The following is a 16,885-nucleotide window of genomic DNA, read 5'->3' as shown; positions in this document are numbered from 1 at the left end:
TGGACCGGTTTCGATACAACCAGGCACGGTCTGACGAACTCAGAACCGCGCCGGTAACCGCGGGGCGTCCGCTATTCCGCTACGCGGAAATACGGTTCAACCGTGCCGCTGAGCTTGACGACCATCGGATTTCCACGGCGATCCTTGGCGGTAGGCACTTCCACACGCACCCAGCCCTCGGCCACGTCGTATTCGTGCACGTTGGTTCTCTCGACGCCATTGAAGCGAATACCCACGTCGCGGCGGAGCACCTCTTCGTCGTAGAAGGCGCTGCGCGGATCGATGGACAGATGATTCGGTGGAACGTCGGTGTTCTGATCCTCGGACATGATGGCCTTCGTTGAATGCTGCGTTACGTTCTGGGATTTGGTTCTCTGAGAACCTACGCGACCAAGCCTGGCTGGATGAAATCACGGACCTACGGGGGACGCCAACGGAAAAAGGCCCCGACCGGATTAACCGGCCAGAGCCCTCTACCTGCAACAACCTGAGTCGGGGTGGCGGGATTCGAACCCACGACCTCTTCGTCCCGAACGAAGCACGCTACCAAGCTGCGCCACACCCCGTGTGAAGCCACGACAGCGTATCGCACCGCGCCGCCGGTCACCCAAACGCCCAGGCTGTGCCGATGATGGGGACCCGCGAAACCGTCATCGAGGCGCAGCTCACTAGCTCCCCGGAGCATGAAACGCCCCACATCCGGCGCGTGGAACTCGCAAACATAGGAGGACTTAGGCAGACTGACTAACAAGGTTTAGTGCAAAGGGAGTCAAATCATGACGCTGTTAGGCGGAGCGGTGTATGCCGGTTTCTTCGCTCTGGCTGCGGTGTGGCTCGCCGCCACCAACCCCGACGCAGCCGAAGAACGGGCTCAGGCGAACGCGAACCGGCAGGACCTCTCAAACTCGGCCAAGACCGCGGCCGGACCCGTCGGGTCCAGCCCTTGCTGCGCCAGCCAGTCGTCGTTGTAGTAGGTGTCGGCGTAGCGGTCGCCGCTGTCGGCCAGCACGGTTACCACTGATCCGTTGCGGCCGTCGGCGACCATCTCGGCCACTAGCGCAAACGCACCCCAGACATTGGTGCCGGTCGAGGCGCCCACCCGACGCCCCAACACCGCGCTGACGTGTCGCGCCGTGGCCACCGAGGCGGCATCGGGGACGGCCACCATCCGGTCCACTACATCGGGCAGGAACGACGGTTCCACCCGCGGCCGGCCGATGCCTTCGATCCGCGACGATTCCTCGACCACCACGTCGTAGCGGCACTGCGAATAGGCCGGGTAGAAGGCCGAATTCTCCGGGTCCACCACGCACAACCGGGTCGCGTGCCGGCGGTACCGGATGTAGCGGCCGATCGTTGCGCTGGTGCCGCCGGTGCCGGCCCCCACCACGATCCAATCCGGGATCGGATGGGCCTCGTCGCGCATCTGCGAGAACATCGACTCCGCGATGTTGTTGTTGCCGCGCCAGTCGGTGGCCCGCTCGGCGTTGGTGAACTGATCCAGGTAATGCCCGCCGACCTCGCGAGCGATCCGCTCCGCTTCGGCGTAGACATCGGCCGAATGCGCGACGAAATGACAGCGTCCGCCCTGTGCCTCGATCAGCGCCACTTTTGATGCACTGGTCGAGGACGGCATCACCGCCACGAACGGCAGGCCCAGCAGGGCCGCGAAATAGGCCTCCGAGACCGCGGTGGACCCCGACGACGCCTCGACCACCGTGGTGCCCTCGGCGATCCGGCCGTTGCACAGTCCATAGAGAAACAGCGAGCGGGCCAGCCGGTGCTTGAGGCTGCCAGTGACGTGGGTGGTCTCGTCCTTGAGGTACAACGCTACGTCGGCCTCGGCGGCCCACGCCGAGGGCAGCGGGTAACGCAGCAGATGGGTGTCGGCGCTGCGCCGTGCGTCGGCTTCGATCAGCCGGATCGCGTTGTCGGCCCAGCGCCGTGGATGCCCGTGGTCGGCGATCCGCCCAGTCAACGGGCCGACACGGAGGGCTGGGTCGAGCCGCGGGTGAGCTGCGAGTCGTCACCGCCGGTGGGCGCCGCCACCAGGGTCAGCAGGCTGGCCTCGGGACGGCAGGCGAACCGCACCGGCGCGAACGGTGAGGTGCCGATGCCCGCGGAGACGTGCAGGCGCATGTGCGCACCCCACTGCGAGGGCCCCTTGACCCGGGAGCGATCCAGCCCGCAGTTGGTGACCAGTGCGCCGTAGAACGGCACGCACAGCTGGCCGCCGTGGGTGTGGCCGGCCATCACCAACTGGTAGCCGTCGCTGGCGAACCGGTCCAGCACGCGTGGCTCCGGCGAATGGGTCAGCCCCAGGCGTAGGTCGGCGGTCAGGTCGGCCGGGCCGGCGATCGTCTCGTAGCGGTCCCGCTCGATGTGTGGGTCGTCGACACCGGCCGCGGCGATCCGGTGGCCGGCCACATCGAATTCGCGACGGTTGTGGGTCAGGTCCAGCCAGCCCCGCTCGGTGAAGGCCGCGCGCAGGTCCTGCCAGGGCAGCGGGACGCCGTGGATGCGATGCGTCGGCTTGGTGAGGTACTTGGCCGGGTTCTTCAGCCGCGGACCGAAGTAGTCGTTGCTGCCGAACACGAACACGCCCGGCACCGACAGCAGGTCACCCAGGGCCTGCACCACCGCCGGCACCGCCTTCGGATGTGCAAGGTTGTCGCCGGTGTTGACCACCAGGTCGGGCTCCAGGCGCACCAGTTCCCGCAGCCAGGCCTGCTTGCGGTGCTGCCCGGGACGCATGTGGATGTCGCTAATGTGCAGGACCCGCAGCGGTGAGGAGCCGGGCGCCAGCACCGGCATCGTCGCCTCGCGCACCACGAACGCGTTGCGTTCGATCAGCGCGCCGTAGCCGATAGCGAGAGCCGCCGGCCCGAGCGCCGCCGAAGCGGCGACGACGGACCGGGTCAGGGCAGGTGAAGGAGCCATGGCGTTCAGACTACTGCGCCCAGAGCGCGCTACCGCGGTTACGGCGGCGGCGCAGGGGGCGGCAGCAGCGGAATGGTGATCGGCGGCAATCCCGGAATCTCCACCACCGTCGAACCCACCGGCCCCATCGGCGGCAGGCCGTCCGGCGGCGGTGGCGGTGGCGGCGGGATGCCGTTGCTGACCTCGATGGTGATGATCGAACCGGGAATGGTCTGACCGTTCGGTGAGGTGCCGACCACGGCCCCGGAACGGGCGCTGCTGTTGACCCAGTTCGGTTGGTCGGCGACCTGGAATCCGACTTCCTTGAGTCGCGCCCGGGCAGCGTCCACGTCCAGGCCGGTCACACTGGGCACCCGTGAGTTGGGGCCGCCGTCGACGTACCGCGGATCGGTCGGCGGCATGATGACGTCGCCGAACTCGGTGGCGATCGGTTTCATCGCCGCGAACCAGGTCCGGGCCGGTTCGTTGCCGCCGTAGAGGTCCCCATCTCCGCAGTGCCGCAGCGGGAACGAGCACAGATCTCCGGGCGAGAGGGAGTCGTCGAAGATGTAGTTGGCCGCCGCGTAGCGGTTGGTGAAGCCCAGAAAGCCCGACGAGCGGTGCGCCTCGGTGGTGCCGGTCTTGCCCGCCATCGGCAGATCCCAGCCCACCGAACCGGCGGCCGGTGCCGCGGTGCCGCCGCCTTGGATGTCTTTGCTCAGGGCGTTGGCCATCGTGTTCGCGAGCCCTTCGGGAACCACTCGCTCACAGGTCTCGGTGGTCACCGCCACCTCGTTGCCGTTGCGGTCGAAGACCTTGTCGATCGGGTTCGGCGGGCACCAGACGCCACCGGAGGCCAAGGTCGCCGCAACGTTGGACAGCTCCAGCGCGTTGACCTCGATCGGCCCCAGGGTGAACGAGCCCAGGTTCTGGCGTTTGACGAAGTCGGCCAGGCTCTCGTTGCTGTCCGGGTCGTAGTCGCGGGCGGTGCCCGGATCGGCATAGGAGCGCAGGCCCAGCTTGATCGCCATGTCCACGGTACGGCCGACGCCGACCTGGGAGATCAGTTTCGCGAACGCGGTGTTGGGCGAGGTCGCCAGCGCGGTGGAGACGTTCATCGGCGACCGGTAGGGCGCGACGTTGACCACGCACCAGGTCTCCTTGGGGCAGCCCTTGGCGCCGCCGCTGCCCATGCCCTTGGTCTGGAACCGGCCGGGCACTTCGAGATCGGCGCTGATACCCATGCCCATCTCCAGCGCCGCGGCCACGGTGAATGTCTTGAAGATCGACCCGGCGCCGTCGCCGACCAGTGAGAACGGTTGCGGCCGCATGGTTTCGCCGAGGTCGGCGTTGAGCCCGTAGGTGCGGTTGCTGGCCATGGCCAGCACCGGGTGCGCGTCACTGCCGGGCTTGATCACGCTCATCACGCTGGCGATGCCCTGCACGTTGGGGTTGGCGAAGGTGTCGATCGCCTCTTTGATCGGGGCCTGCACGTCGGGGTCCAGCGTGGTGTGGATGACGTAGCCGCCGCGGGCCACCTGCTCCTTGCTGATCCCCGCCCGCGTCAGGTACTCCTGCACGTAGTCGCAGAAGAAGGCTCGGTCGCCGGCCGCGATGCAGCCCCGCGGCAGCTCGTTGGGCTGCGGCAGGATGCCCAGCGGCTCCTGCTTGGCCGCGCGCAGCGCGTCTGCCTCGCCAGGGATGTTTTCGATCATCGTGTCCAGCACCAGGTTCCGTCGCGCCAGTGCGCCCTCTGGATTGGTGTAGGGGTTCAGTGTGCTGGTCGACTGCACCATTCCGGCCAACAGGGCCGACTGCTGCCAGTTCAGGTCCACGGCATCCACACCGAAGTAGGTCTGGGCGGCGTCCTGGATGCCGAACGAGTTGTTCCCGAAAGACACCAGGTTGAGGTAGCGGGTCAGGATCTGCGGCTTGGTGAAGGTCCGGTCCAAAGTGAGGGCCATCCGGATCTCGCGGAGCTTGCGCGCCGGAGTGGTCTCGATCGCGGCGCGCTTCTCGGCGTCGGTCTGGGCCAGCACCAGCAGTTGGTAGTTCTTGATGTACTGCTGCTCCAGCGTCGAGCCGCCGCGGGTGTCGATGTCTCCGGAGGCATAGCCGGCCAGCCCGGTCAGCGTGCCCTTCCAGTCCACCCCGCTGTGCTCGGCGAACCGTTTGTCCTCGATGGAGACGATCGCCAGCTTCATCGTGTCGGCGATCTTGTCGCTGGGCACCTCGAACCGGCGCTGCGAGTACAGCCACGCGATCGTGTTGCCCTTGGCGTCGACCATCGTCGACACCGCGGGCACATCACCGCTGACCAGCTGGGCCGACCCGTTGGCCACCACGTCGGAGGCGCGGTTGGACATCAGGCCGATACCGCCGGCGACGGGAAACAGCAGCGCCGCGAGCAACACGGCGGCGAGCAGACAACACCCGGCCAGTTTGAGCACAGTAGGGCCGGTCGGGGGGCGCTCCGACATGGCTTACACACTAGCGGTGGTCGCAAGCACGGCGGAGCCGGGCGAGGCGGGCCGCCGCCATCAACCCCGCGGTGGTCGCAAGCGCGGCGGAGCCGGGCGAGGCGGGCCGCCGCCATCAACCCCGCGGTGGTCGCAAGCGCGGCGGAGCCGGGCGAGGCGGGCCGCCCAGCCCCGGTAGCAGTAGGTGCTCGCCTAAGACCCCCAGCGCCGCGGGAACCGCAAGGCCGCTTTAACTGACGTAGGCGTCAAAAAATGGCGGTTCATGCTGCGGTCCCACTGCTGACCGCGGCGCAGATCATGATCGGACTGCACGGTCGTCCCAAAAAAGTGCCCATCAACCTGTTGCGCAGACAGCACCTGACCACCTAACTTGGACATCAAGTGCGATTCAGGTAACACTGATGACACGATGTGGCGTAGATCGCAGTGTGTCGGTCGGCGCCGATGTTGAATAGGTGGCTGCCGGCGGCGGCCGGGACGGAGGATCGTCAGTGTCTGTTGCAGGGACAGCGGTTCACAACACCAGCATGCCAACGGCTTCAGCATCCCAAGCCCCCCGAACCGTATTGCGCGGCGTGCAGGACGAGGGCCGAATCGCCTGGGTTTCCAAAGCCGTATGCCGCGGTGCGGATCCCGATGAACTCTTCGTACGTGGTGCGGCGCAACGCAAAGCCGCGGTTATCTGTCGGCACTGCCCGGTCGTGCTCGAGTGTCTGGCCGACGCCCTCGACAACCGGGTCGAGTTCGGCGTGTGGGGCGGCATGACCGAGCGGCAACGCCGGGCACTGCTCAAGCAGCACCCCGAGGTGACCTCCTGGCGCGAGTACTTCGCCGCCCAGCGCAAGCAGCGTGACGCCGGCTGACGCCCGGCTGAGTCCCTCTTCGCTTCTACTTCTACTTCTTCGCCGTCAGTTGGTCGGCGATCGCGCCGAGCGCCTCCAAATCGGAGACGTCGAACGGCAATGACGGAACCCCCACGATGGGAACCCGCGGGTTGGCCCGGGTGAAACGCGACAGCAGTCGGATCTCACGCTTGGCGGTAGCGCCGCGCTCGGCGTGAATCTGCAGTGCCGCCGTGGTGAGCGCAGTCGCCCCTTCGGGCAGCGATGCGGTGTACTGAGGCTCGTGCAGCGTCTCGATCGCGTCGATGGCGCGCTCGATGGGCAGGTCGCACAGCATCGGATGAGTGCGGTTGAGAATCAGCCCGGCCAGCGGCATGTGCTCTTGGGAGAGCCGGTCGACGAAGAACGACGCCTCCCGCAACGCATCGGGTTCGGCTGCCGACACCACTACGAACTGGGTGCCACGGCGCTTGAGCAAGTCGTAGGTGCGGTCTGCCTTCTCCCGAAAGCCGCCGAAGGTGGCGTCAAGGGACTGCACGAAATTCGCTGCGTCGGAAAGCATTTGCGAACCCAGCACTGTCGACAGCGCTTTCATCGCCAGGCCGAGCGCACCGGCGACCAGCTTGCCGATACCCCGGCCGGGGCCCAAGAGCAACTTCCACAACCGGCTGTCCATGAAGCTGCCCAGCCGCTTGGGTGCGTCCAGGAAATCCAGGGCATTGCGAGACGGCGGGGTGTCGACGACCACCAGATCCCAGCGGTCCTCGCTCAACAACTGACCGAGCTTCTCCATCGCCATGTACTCCTGCGTGCCGGAGAGCGAGGTGGCGACCGTTTGGTAGAACTGGTTGCCCAGGATCGCTTCGGCCCGCTCCGGGCCGGAGTACTGCGTCACCATCTCGTCGAAGGTGCGGCGCATGTCGAGCATCATCGCGTGCAGCTGACCCGGCACTTCCGCAGGCAACGGCACCCGCTGCGGGTGGTTGCCCAGGTCGTCGATGCCCAGCGCCTGCGCCAGCCGACGGGCCGGGTCGATGGTCAGCACCACCACGGTGCGGCCGTATTCGGCGGCGCGCAGCGCCATCGACGCGGCGGTGGTCGTCTTGCCGACGCCACCGGCGCCGCAGCACACCACCACGCGATTGGCGGTATCGGACAGGATTGACGCCAAGTCCAGCGCCAAGGGCCTGCCGGTCGTGTCGGGTGTCATCGAACCCCCTGTTGGCCGAGGATCTCGGAAAGTTCATAGAGGCTGCCGAGGTCGACCCCGTCGGTGATCGTCGGCAGATGCAGGCGCGGCACGTCCAACTGCTGCAGCTGCTCGGCCGTTTCCGTCCGGGCGCTGATGCGGGTGGCGTGCTGGATGGTTTCGGTCAGCAGGCCGGCGAAGTCGTCGTCGCTCAGTGTGATCCCTGCCGCGGCCAGTCCGGCCCGGAGCGCGTCGGCGTCGACGACGCCTTCGGCGGCCTTCGCCAAGTCCGCGGGATCCAGGTGTGCGGGGATGTCGCGGTTGACGATCACGCTGCCGATCGGCAGGTCCAGCGCCCGCAGCTCGTCAATGGCCTCCAAGGTCTCCTGCATCGGCAGGGCCTCCAGCAGCGTCACCAGGTGGATGGCCGTCTGATCTGAGTGCAGCAGCTTCACCACGCCGTCGGCCTGCGAGTGCACCGGGCCGCCCTTGGCCAGCTGCGACACCGCCTTGGTGACGTCGAGGAACCGGGAGATGCGGCCGGTCGGCGGTGCATCCACCACGATCGCGTCGTAGATCGGCTTGTTGTTCTTGTCGGTCTGGATCACGTGGTACTTGATCTTGCCGGTGAGGATGACGTCGCGCAGGCCGGGCGCGATGGTGGTCGCGAACTCGACCGCCCCGACGCGCCGCATCGCCCGCCCGGCGATCCCCAGGTTGTAGAACAGATCCAGGTATTCCAAGAACGCGGCTTCGATGTCCATCGCCAGCGCGTCGACCTGACCACCGTCCTCGGCGGTCGCGACCTTGACTGGGTCAATGGGTAGCGGCGGCACGTCAAAGAGTTGCGCAATGCCTTGGCGCTCTTCGACTTCCACCAGCAGCACCCGACGTCCGCCGGCTGCCAGCGACAACGCCAGCGCGGCCGCAACCGTCGACTTGCCGGTACCGCCCTTGCCGGTCACGAAATGCAGCCGGGCCTTCGTCAATCGCGAAGGCCAGCCGAGAAGCGGCTCGCTGCTGGATGTGGCTGTCACCACTGCATGCTAACCAAGTACTTGGGCGTCCTAGCGATAAGCTCGCTGCCATGAGTCAACGCACGGTCTGGGAGTACGCCACCGTCCCCTTGATCACGCACGCCACCAAGCAGATCCTCGACCAATGGGGAGAAGACGGATGGGAGCTGGTGTCGGTGTTGCCGGGGCCCTCCGGTGAACAGCTCATCGCCTTCCTGAAGCGTCCGAAATGAGCTGGCGGGCCCGGCTGACCGAACTCGGGATCGAGCTGCCCGACGTGGTGGCGCCGCTGGCGGCCTACGTGCCGGCGGTGCGCACCGGCAATCTCGTCTACACCTCCGGTCAGCTGCCGATGCAGGCCGGTGAATTGCCACGCACCGGGAAGGTGGGCGCGGAGGTCAGCCCGGAGGACGGGCACGCACTGGCCCGGATCTGCGCTCTCAACGCGCTGGCCGCCGTGGATGCCCTCGTCGGGCTCGATGCCGTGGCCCGGGTGGTCAAGGTGGTCGGATTCGTCGCGTCGGCGCCGAACTTCAACGGGCAGCCCGCTGTGGTCAACGGCGCCTCCGATCTGTTGGGTGAGGTGTTCGGCGATGCCGGCAAGCACGCGCGCTCCGCGGTCGGGGTCTCCGAGCTGCCGCTGAACGCGCCGGTGGAGGTCGAACTGATCGTCGAGCTGAAGGCCGCGGCGGAGTAGCCGAGCGGTGTCGGCCAGTCATCCCGCGTACGGTCGGCTGCGGCCGGTCACCGAGACCGCGTCGGTGCTGCTTGCCGACAATCCCGGGCTGATGACCCTGGATGGCACCAACACGTGGGTGTTGCGTGGCCGGGGCAGCGACGAGGTGGTGATCGTTGACCCGGGGCCCGACGATGACGAGCACATCGGCCGGCTTGCTGAGGTCGGCAGGATCGCCTTGGTGTTGATCAGTCACCGGCACTTCGATCACACCGAGGGCATCGACAAGCTGGTGGACGCCGTCGGGGCACCGGTGTACTCGGCGGGTAGCGGATTTCAGCGCCGGCTCGGCGGCGGGTTGACCGATGGTCAGGTGATCGATGCGGCCGGCCTGCGGATCACCGTGTTCGCCACTCCTGGGCACACCGCGGATTCGCTGTCGTTCGTGCTGGACGACGCCGTCCTGACCGCCGACACCGTGCTGGGTCGCGGCACCACGGTCATCGACTCCGAGGACGGCGACCTGACGCGCTACCTGGACTCGTTGCGGCGCCTGCGTGGGCTGGGCGGACGCACGGTGCTGCCCGGGCACGGACCGGAGCTGCCCAACATCGAGGCGGTGGCCAGCGGCTACCTCGAGCACCGCGAACAGCGGCTCGACCAGGTGCGTTCCGCGCTGGTCGCGCTGGGCGAGGACGCCACCGCCCGACAGGTCGTCGAATACGTCTACACCGACGTCGACGAAGAGCTGTGGGGTGCCGCCGAATGGTCGGTGCAGGCCCAGCTGAACTATCTGCGGGCTACCTAGTCACCGCGAGCAGACGCGTAGGCCCCCTTTTCTTGCCGCAATTGGGGGCTTTCGCGTCTGCTCGGGGGAGAGTTAGCGCGCGCGGCGGGCCAGCCGCTCGGAGTCAGAGATCAGCACGCTCTTGCCCTCGAGCCGGATCCAGCCGCGGTGGGCGAAGTCGGCCAGCGCCTTGTTCACCGTCTCCCGCGAGGCTCCGACCAGCTGGGCGATCTCTTCCTGAGTCAGGTCGTGGGTGACCCGCAGGGCCCCGCCTTCCTGGGTGCCGAACCGTTGCGCCAGCTGCAGCAGCTGCTTGGCGACCCGTCCGGGCACGTCGGTGAAGATCAGATCGGCCAGGTTGTTGTTGGTGCGGCGCAGCCGGCGGGCCAGCACCCGCAGCAGCTGCTCGGCGATCTCGGGCCGATCGGAGATCCACGACCGCAGGGCGTCACGGTCCATCGAGACCGCGCGCACCTCGGTGATGGTGGTCGCGCTCGAGGTCCGCGGACCCGGGTCGAAGATCGACAACTCACCGAACATGTCCGAGGGGCCCATGATGGTCAGGAGGTTCTCCCGGCCATCAGGAGAACGCCGGCCGATCTTCACTTTCCCGGAAACGATGATGTACAGCCGGTCGCCGGGCTCTCCCTCTGCGAACACGGTGTGTCCGCGTGGAAAGTCCACGGGCTGAAGCTGCTTGGTCAGCGCGGCTACGGCGCTGGGCTCAACTCCCTGGAAGATTCCGGCCCTCGCCAGGATCTCGTCCACGATGCCCCTTAGATGTTTTTGATGAAGGTTTGAAATCGTAAGTGCGGGCCGCTACCCGGCCAGCCACCTGAGTCTAGAGCCACGCGTCAAGCGAGATTACAACGCTACACACGGTTGGCATGCCGATTCGGAGGAAACTGCGGATTGGCCTGCTCCACCTGACTCAGCCCGGTTTCGATGCGTTCCAGCCCCACCGCTGACAGCATCAGCAGCGTCGGGATGGCGGTGATCAGCAACCAGGACACAAGTCGTCAGTAAACATGGGCAAGGTCTCGTTGGGGTCACAAATTAGTACCCTGTCGGAGGTGACAGTGGACAAGGCGCCCAGCGCGGCGCGGACGGAGACCCGGACCGGACTGGTCCGGCGCGCTCGTCGGATGAATCGGACTCTGGCGCAGGCCTTTCCCGACGCCCACTGCGAGTTGGACTTCACCAATCCCTTGGAGTTGGCCGTCGCCACAGTCCTGTCGGCGCAGTGCACCGACGTGCGAGTGAACCTGACGACGCCGGCGTTGTTCGCCCGGTATCCCACCGCGCTGGACTACGCCCAGGCCGACCGCACCGAGCTGGAGGAGCTGATTCGACCCACCGGCTTCTACCGCAACAAGGCGGCTTCTCTGATCAACCTCGGCCAGACCCTGGTGGAACGCTTCGACGGCGAACTGCCCGACACCATGGACGAGCTGGTGCGCCTGCCCGGGGTGGGCCGCAAGACCGCCAACGTGATCCTGGGCAACGCGTTCGGGGTCCCGGGCATCACCGTCGACACCCACTTCGGCCGCTTGGTGCGACGCTGGGCCTGGACCAGCGAGGAAGACCCGGTCAAGGTCGAGCACGCGGTCGGTGAGCTCATCGAACGCAAGGAATGGACCTTGCTGTCCCACCGGGTGATCTTTCACGGCCGACGGGTCTGTCACTCCCGCAAACCGGCCTGCGGGGTGTGCGTGCTGGCCAAGGACTGCCCGTCGTTCGGAATCGGGCCCACCTCTCCGATGGAGGCTGCTGCGCTGGTCAAAGGCCCCGAGACCGAGCATCTGCTGGCCCTGGCCGGGCTAGCGGCGGTCGCCAGCCCGACGGAGCCGGCCGCAGCCGGCCGCCGCAATCGGGTGTAGCGGGCCCCTGGATCAGATTGCACCGATGAGCAGACCGAGCGGACGGACCGTGGCCGGCCTCGCCGTATTGGCGGTGGTGGCCGCATTGCTCATCGGGCTGGTGAACGAGTTGCGCCGCGAACCGGCCGACCTGCGGGCCGGCCCGCACCGATCCAGCGCAGCCGCGGCCGGCGGCGCAGCGGACCTGGACTCGCTGCGCCAGCGCGCCGACCTGCCGCCCTGCCAACCGGGCCCGGGCGACAGCGGGCCGAGCGCCTTGCGCGGCGTCACCGTCGAGTGCGCAGCCGACGGTTCGCCCGTCGACGTGGCGGCGATGTTCGTCGGTCGGAAGGTGGTGCTCAACCTGTGGGCGTACTGGTGTGGGCCGTGCCGTGACGAGCTACGGGCGTTCGCCGAGTACCAGCGCCGCGCCGGGTCGACCGTGACGGTGGTGACGGTGCATCAAGACGACAACCAAGCCGCCGGGTTGGCCCTGCTGGCCGAGCTGGGCGTGCGGCTGCCCACCCTGCAAGACGGACGCCGGCAGCTGGCGGCGGCGTTACGGGTGCCCAATGTGATGCCCGCGACGGTGGTGCTGGCCGCGGACGGTAGCGTTGCCCGCATCCTGCCGCAGCCCTTCGCCAATGCCGAAGAGATCGCCGCCGCCGTCGAGAACAGTGGCCGCTGATGTGGGGTGATCAGGATCCGGCACAGAGGGAGGCGCGGTGAGCGCTGGCGAGTCCCAGTCCTGGGTCCCGTCGCGCGCCCCGTCTTGGCTGCGCCCGCTGGTCGACAACGTCGAGAAGGTGCCGACGGCCTACCTGCACCGGCTACCCGCCGATGTTCGCGCGATGCTCACGGCGGCCAACGCCAAGGCCAGCCTCACCGGACCCCGGCGCGACGCGGCCGTGCTGGTGCTGTTCTCCGGCCCGCCCGGCGGCCCGCCGGAGGCGATATCGGAATCGGCTGACCTGCTGGTCACGGTGCGCGCTTCGACGCTGCGTCATCACGCCGGCCAGGCCGCATTTCCCGGCGGAGCGGTCGATCCCGAGGACGACGGGCCGATTGCCACCGCGTTGCGGGAGGCCAACGAGGAGACCGGGATCGACCCGGGCCGGGTACACCCGTTGGTCACATTGGACAAGATCTTCATCGCCCCCTCGGGGTTCCACGTGGTGCCGGTGTTGGCCTACTCCGAGGACCCCGGACCGGTGACCGCGGTGGACCCGGGCGAGACCGCGATCGTGGCCCGTGTTCCAGTCCGGGCATTCATCAACCCCGAGAACCGGTTGATGGTTTACCGTGATGCGCGCAGTCGGCGTTGGGCCATGCCGGCGTTCCGGCTCAACCAGATGCTGGTTTGGGGATTCACCGCCCAGGTGATCTCGGCGATGCTGGATGTGGCCGGCTGGGCACAGCCCTGGGACACCAGCGAGGTAGTCGGGCTGGACGAGGCCATGGCGCAAGTTGGAGGAGAAGGCGGGATATGACGTCGTCGCAGTGGCTGGACATCGCCGTGCTGGCGATCGCCTTCGTTGCCGCAGTATCCGGCTGGCGTTCCGGCGCGCTGGGCTCCCTGCTCTCGTTCGTCGGTGTTGCGTTGGGGGCGATGGCCGGGGTGCTGCTGGCGCCGCATCTGATCGAGAGCGTCTCCGGTGCGCGGCTGAAACTGTTCGCCGCTCTATTTCTGATCCTGGCCATGGTCGTCATCGGCGAGGTTGCCGGAGTGGTGCTGGGACGGGCCGTGCGCGGAGCGATCCGCAACCCCGGTGTCCGCGGGGTCGACTCCATCATCGGGGTGGTGCTGCAGCTCGGGGTGGTACTGATCGCGGCCTGGCTGCTGGCCACCCCGCTGACCGCGTCCGACCAGCCGAACCTGGCCGCCGCCGTCAACGATTCGCGAGTGTTGCGCCAGGTCGACGATGTCGCGCCGCAGTGGCTCAAGAACGTGCCTCGGCGGCTCTCGGCGGTGCTCGACGATTCCGGGCTGCCGGCCGTGCTGGAGCCCTTCAGTCACGCCCCGATCGCCGCGGTCGATGCGCCGGACCCGGAACTGGCCGCCAGCCCGGTGGTGGAAGCCACTGCGCCGAGCGTGCTGCGGATCCGCGGTGTGGCGCCCAACTGCCAGAAAGTGTTGGAGGGCACCGGATTCGTCATCTCGCCAACCCGGGTGATGACGAACGCGCACGTGGTGGCCGGCTCGGACAGCGTCACCGTGGAGAGCGGAACCAAGTCCTATGACGCTACCGTGATCTCCTTCGATCCCAAGGAAGACATCTCGATCCTGGCTGTGCCCGATCTTCCGTTGCCGCCGTTGGCGTTCGCCTCCTCGCCCGCCCAGGCCGACACCGATGCACTGGTGCTGGGCTACCCCGGCGGCGGGGTCTTCGAGGCCACCCCGGCCCGGATCCGCGACGTCATCAACCTTGAGGGTCCCGACATCTACCGCAACACCACTGTCACCCGCCGGGTTTACACCATCAGGGGCACTGTGCAGCAAGGTAATTCCGGCGGCCCCATGATCGACATGGACGGCCGGGTGATCGGCGTGGTCTTCGGTGCGGCGGTCGACGACGCTGACACCGGGTTCGTGATGACCGCCGAGGAGGTGGCGGGTCAGCTCGCCCGCATCGGCGACACCCAGCCGGTCTCGACGCAGACCTGCGTCGGGGGAGAGTGAGTTAGGCTGCGCCGCTTAGGAATCGGGTCAGGTGGTCGTTGACCACCTCGGGCGCCTCTTCGTGAGCGAAGTGTCCCGCGCCGGGAACCGACACGTACTGCCCGTGCGGCGCGTACTGCCGAGTCTTGTTGACCGGGTCGGCCAGCACGTAGGGGTCGTCCTCGCCGCGTAGGTGCAGCAGCGGAATATTCAGCGTGCGCAGGTCCAGCGCCTTCATGAACCGTTGGCCCTCAGCGCGGAACTGACTGCGCACCGCCCAGCGCTGGTATTCCAGCGCGCAATGCGCCGCCGACGGGATCTGTACCGCGGTGCGCAGGTGCCCGATGGTCTCGGCGAAATCCGCGCTTGCCTGCCAGTTCGCCCCAGCTCTGCTGCGCACCAAGCGCTCAAGCTCGGCTCCGCCGCGGCGGGTCAGGGAGCGCTCCGGCCAGAACGGCACCTGGTACCGCAGCAACCATGGCAACAGCGCCCGGCCCTGATCGGCGTGGGTCAGCGCCGAGTTGCGCAGCGCCGCCGGATGCGGCGAGCTGACCACGGCGATATCGCGCACCAATCGGGGGTGCAGCAGCGCAGTCGCCCAGCACACCAGGCCACCGTCGGCGTGGCCGATCAGGGTCGCCGAGGAGTGCCCCAGGGCCCGGATCAGTCCGGCGGTGTCACCGGCCAGCGTCCAGCCGTCGTAGCCGCGGGGAGGCTTGTCGCTGCCGCCGTAGCCGCGCAGATCGACGGCGACGACGCGGGCATCGCTCAGCCCGCGCAGCTGATGACGCCAGGTCCACCAGAACGAGCCGAACCCGTGCAGCAGCATGACCAGCGGCCGCGACGTCGGTGGCGCGTCGGCGGCGTCGGTCCCATCTTTGCCGGCCGTTGTCGCCTCGACGACATGGAAGCGAATGCCGTTGGCGTGGATGTCCCAGTGTCGCCACGGCCCGTCGATGCGGGTGATCGACGGATCCGGTGGCGGCACTACCAGCCCGAGGGATCGGTGGTCGGCCTACCGGGCGAGCCCGCCGATGACGCCGACGAGCCGTGCAGGCGGTCCGGGTCGGGACGCAGCGCGTCGCGGGTCTCGCGCACCGATTCGATCGTTTGCCGCGGCCCGCGGATACGGCGCACCCGCAGGAAACCGAGCAGCGCCAGCGCCACGGTCACCACCAGCATGATTCCGAACACGATCAGGTAGGCGGCCCAGTCCTGCAGCCACATGTTGAGCAGCTCGGCGACGAAGAAGAAGAAAAAGAAGGTGGAGTAGAACAACACGACCAGGGCCGCGATGAAGAACACGCTGCCGGTCAGGCCCTTCTTGACGTCCCGAGTGATCTCGGCGCGGGCCAGTTCGACCTCCGCGCGCACCAGCGTCGACATCTGCGCCGTGGCGTCCTTGACGAGGTCACCCAGGGACGGGTCGTTGGGAAGCGCGTGCGGGTCGGCCAACGGGATGGTCGCCAAGGTGTTGGGCACGCCGTTGCGGTCCGCCTTGGCTGCGGCGCGTAATGCGTTCCTGCGATCGGCCTTGCTCACTGGCTGTCCTCCCGTTCGCCGTCGTCGCGGCTTAATGTTGCCATGCGGTAGCTGACCCGACGAGTGACCCCGGAAAAGCTGCGGCAGCTCTCGCGCACACGGCGGTGGCCCGCGCGTCCGACTCCGTCGTCCTTACGATTCCCATTAGGCTGTTTCTCTACCACCGGGGGTGGAGTTGATCGACGGGAGAACCGCTGTGCAGATCGCACACCGCTGGTTGCTGCGGAGCGTCGCGGCGCTGTTGGCATGGGTGACCTGTGTCGCCTTGGCCACCGTTGTCGCACCGGTGGCCCGAGTCGCCGCCGACGACAAGGTGGTGATGGGCGGTGGCGCCGGCCTCGTGGTCGACGAGGACACGTTGTGCACGCTGACCGCGATCGGCCATGACAAGACCGGTGCACTGATCGGTTTCACCTCGGCACACTGCGGTGGCCCCGGCGCCCAGGTAGCTGCCGAGGGCTCCGAAGGCAACGGCATCATCGGTCATATGGTGGCCGGCAATGACGGCCTGGACTACGCGGTGATCGAGTTCGACCCGAACAAGGTGACGCCGGTGTCCAACTTCGGCGGCTTCGTGATCGGCGGCATCGGTCCAGACCCGATCTTCGGTCAGATCGCCTGCAAGCAGGGCCGGACCACCGGCAACTCCTGCGGACTCACCTGGGGGCCGGGCCAAGACCCGGGCACCATCGTGATGCAGGTCTGCGGTCGCCCCGGCGACTCCGGGGGGCCGGTTGTGGTGAACAACATGCTGGTCGGCATGATCCACGGCGCGTTCAGCGACGCGCTGCCGACCTGCGTGATCAAGTACATCCCGTTGCATACCCCGGCGGTCGTGGTGTCGATCAACGCCGTGCTGGGCGACATCAACGCCAACGACCGGCCGGGCGCGGGCTTCGTCCCGATCCCTTAGAGC

General features: G+C 67.7%; 19 protein-coding genes and 1 tRNA gene. 9 read left to right on the top strand and 11 right to left on the bottom strand.

The window, feature by feature from the left end; all coding sequences use genetic code 11:
• Positions 1 to 71: 71 nt before the first annotated feature.
• From ACKY0X_RS20805 to ponA2, 5 genes are all read right to left on the bottom strand, one after another.
• Positions 72 to 329, bottom strand: a complete 258-nt coding sequence (locus ACKY0X_RS20805; RefSeq protein ID WP_046285064.1) for a DUF3297 family protein — start codon at positions 327 to 329, stop codon at positions 72 to 74.
• Positions 330 to 492: 163 nt separating this feature from the next.
• Positions 493 to 566 (bottom strand) — tRNA-Pro (locus ACKY0X_RS20800).
• Between the two features lie 305 nt (positions 567 to 871).
• Complete coding sequence (locus ACKY0X_RS20795; RefSeq protein ID WP_409427527.1) at positions 872 to 1,978, bottom strand: PLP-dependent cysteine synthase family protein; 1,107 nt, start codon at positions 1,976 to 1,978, stop codon at positions 872 to 874.
• A complete protein-coding gene (locus tag ACKY0X_RS20790; protein ID WP_409427526.1) occupies positions 1,975 to 2,940 on the bottom strand; it encodes a metallophosphoesterase in 966 nt (321 codons plus the stop codon). The genes ACKY0X_RS20795 and ACKY0X_RS20790 overlap by 4 nt, the downstream gene beginning before the upstream one ends.
• A 38-nt stretch (positions 2,941 to 2,978) precedes the next feature.
• Positions 2,979 to 5,399, bottom strand: a complete 2,421-nt coding sequence (ponA2, locus tag ACKY0X_RS20785) for a transglycosylase/D,D-transpeptidase PonA2 (protein ID WP_065038991.1) — start codon at positions 5,397 to 5,399, stop codon at positions 2,979 to 2,981.
• 527 nt (positions 5,400 to 5,926) lie between these two features.
• On the opposite strand from ponA2, the gene ACKY0X_RS20780 reads away from it, so the two are divergent.
• Complete coding sequence (locus ACKY0X_RS20780; protein WP_065038992.1) at positions 5,927 to 6,262, top strand: WhiB family transcriptional regulator; 336 nt, start codon at positions 5,927 to 5,929, stop codon at positions 6,260 to 6,262.
• A 31-nt stretch (positions 6,263 to 6,293) separates the two neighbouring features.
• Here ACKY0X_RS20780 and ACKY0X_RS20775 read toward each other — a convergent pair whose 3' ends face one another.
• On the bottom strand, positions 6,294 to 7,451 hold the full coding sequence (locus tag ACKY0X_RS20775) for an ArsA family ATPase (RefSeq protein ID WP_409427525.1): 1,158 nt from the start codon (positions 7,449 to 7,451) through the stop codon (positions 6,294 to 6,296).
• Positions 7,448 to 8,470 (bottom strand): ArsA family ATPase, encoded by a 1,023-nt coding sequence (locus ACKY0X_RS20770; RefSeq protein ID WP_409427524.1) that lies wholly within the window; start codon positions 8,468 to 8,470, stop codon positions 7,448 to 7,450. The genes ACKY0X_RS20775 and ACKY0X_RS20770 overlap by 4 nt, the downstream gene beginning before the upstream one ends.
• 47 nt (positions 8,471 to 8,517) lie before the next feature.
• Between ACKY0X_RS20770 and ACKY0X_RS20765 the strand changes: the two genes are divergently transcribed.
• Genes ACKY0X_RS20765 through ACKY0X_RS20755 form a run of 3 tightly spaced genes read left to right on the top strand, consistent with a single transcriptional unit; the run spans position 8,518 to position 9,930 of the window.
• Positions 8,518 to 8,679 (top strand): DUF4177 domain-containing protein, encoded by a 162-nt coding sequence (locus ACKY0X_RS20765; protein WP_109413488.1) that lies wholly within the window; start codon positions 8,518 to 8,520, stop codon positions 8,677 to 8,679.
• Entirely contained in the window at positions 8,676 to 9,143 is a 468-nt protein-coding gene (locus ACKY0X_RS20760) for a RidA family protein (RefSeq protein ID WP_409427523.1), read from the top strand. The genes ACKY0X_RS20765 and ACKY0X_RS20760 overlap by 4 nt, the downstream gene beginning before the upstream one ends.
• Before the next feature lie 7 nt (positions 9,144 to 9,150).
• Positions 9,151 to 9,930 (top strand): MBL fold metallo-hydrolase, encoded by a 780-nt coding sequence (locus ACKY0X_RS20755; RefSeq protein ID WP_409427522.1) that lies wholly within the window; start codon positions 9,151 to 9,153, stop codon positions 9,928 to 9,930.
• A 72-nt stretch (positions 9,931 to 10,002) separates the two neighbouring features.
• On the opposite strand, the gene crp is transcribed toward ACKY0X_RS20755, so the two are convergent.
• Both crp and ACKY0X_RS20745 read right to left on the bottom strand, forming a co-directional pair.
• A complete protein-coding gene (crp, locus tag ACKY0X_RS20750; RefSeq protein ID WP_013830875.1) occupies positions 10,003 to 10,677 on the bottom strand; it encodes a cAMP-activated global transcriptional regulator CRP in 675 nt (224 codons plus the stop codon).
• 104 nt (positions 10,678 to 10,781) lie between these two features.
• A complete protein-coding gene (locus tag ACKY0X_RS20745) occupies positions 10,782 to 10,922 on the bottom strand; it encodes a hypothetical protein (protein ID WP_409427521.1) in 141 nt (46 codons plus the stop codon).
• A gap of 132 nt (positions 10,923 to 11,054) precedes the next feature.
• On the opposite strand from ACKY0X_RS20745, the gene nth reads away from it, so the two are divergent.
• Genes nth through marP form a run of 4 tightly spaced genes read left to right on the top strand, consistent with a single transcriptional unit; the run spans position 11,055 to position 14,448 of the window.
• Entirely contained in the window at positions 11,055 to 11,789 is a 735-nt protein-coding gene (nth, locus tag ACKY0X_RS20740) for an endonuclease III (RefSeq protein WP_409429722.1), read from the top strand.
• Positions 11,790 to 11,814: 25 nt separating this feature from the next.
• Positions 11,815 to 12,456, top strand: coding sequence for a TlpA family protein disulfide reductase (locus ACKY0X_RS20735; protein WP_409427520.1), 642 nt, complete (start codon positions 11,815 to 11,817; stop codon positions 12,454 to 12,456).
• 37 nt (positions 12,457 to 12,493) lie between these two features.
• A complete protein-coding gene (locus ACKY0X_RS20730; protein ID WP_409427519.1) occupies positions 12,494 to 13,258 on the top strand; it encodes an NUDIX hydrolase in 765 nt (254 codons plus the stop codon).
• Positions 13,255 to 14,448, top strand: a complete 1,194-nt coding sequence (gene marP, locus ACKY0X_RS20725; protein WP_065038998.1) for an acid resistance serine protease MarP — start codon at positions 13,255 to 13,257, stop codon at positions 14,446 to 14,448. Before ACKY0X_RS20730 ends, marP begins: the two co-directional genes overlap by 4 nt.
• Position 14,449: 1 nt before the next feature.
• Here marP and ACKY0X_RS20720 read toward each other — a convergent pair whose 3' ends face one another.
• Together ACKY0X_RS20720 and ACKY0X_RS20715 are read right to left on the bottom strand one after the other, a co-directional pair.
• Positions 14,450 to 15,415, bottom strand: coding sequence for an alpha/beta fold hydrolase (locus tag ACKY0X_RS20720; RefSeq protein ID WP_409427518.1), 966 nt, complete (start codon positions 15,413 to 15,415; stop codon positions 14,450 to 14,452).
• A complete protein-coding gene (locus ACKY0X_RS20715; protein WP_409427517.1) occupies positions 15,415 to 15,969 on the bottom strand; it encodes a phage holin family protein in 555 nt (184 codons plus the stop codon). Before ACKY0X_RS20715 ends, ACKY0X_RS20720 begins: the two co-directional genes overlap by 1 nt.
• Before the next feature lie 196 nt (positions 15,970 to 16,165).
• Here ACKY0X_RS20715 and ACKY0X_RS20710 point away from each other — a divergent pair, with 196 nt between their 5' ends.
• Positions 16,166 to 16,882, top strand: a complete 717-nt coding sequence (locus tag ACKY0X_RS20710) for a serine protease (RefSeq protein ID WP_409427516.1) — start codon at positions 16,166 to 16,168, stop codon at positions 16,880 to 16,882.
• The last annotated feature ends 3 nt before the right edge of the window (positions 16,883 to 16,885 follow it).

The organism is Mycobacterium sp. SMC-11 (assembly GCF_046250095.1).
Taxonomy (GTDB): Bacteria; Actinomycetota; Actinomycetes; order Mycobacteriales; family Mycobacteriaceae; genus Mycobacterium; species Mycobacterium heraklionense_A.
This window is presented reverse-complemented; position numbering and strand designations above follow the sequence as displayed.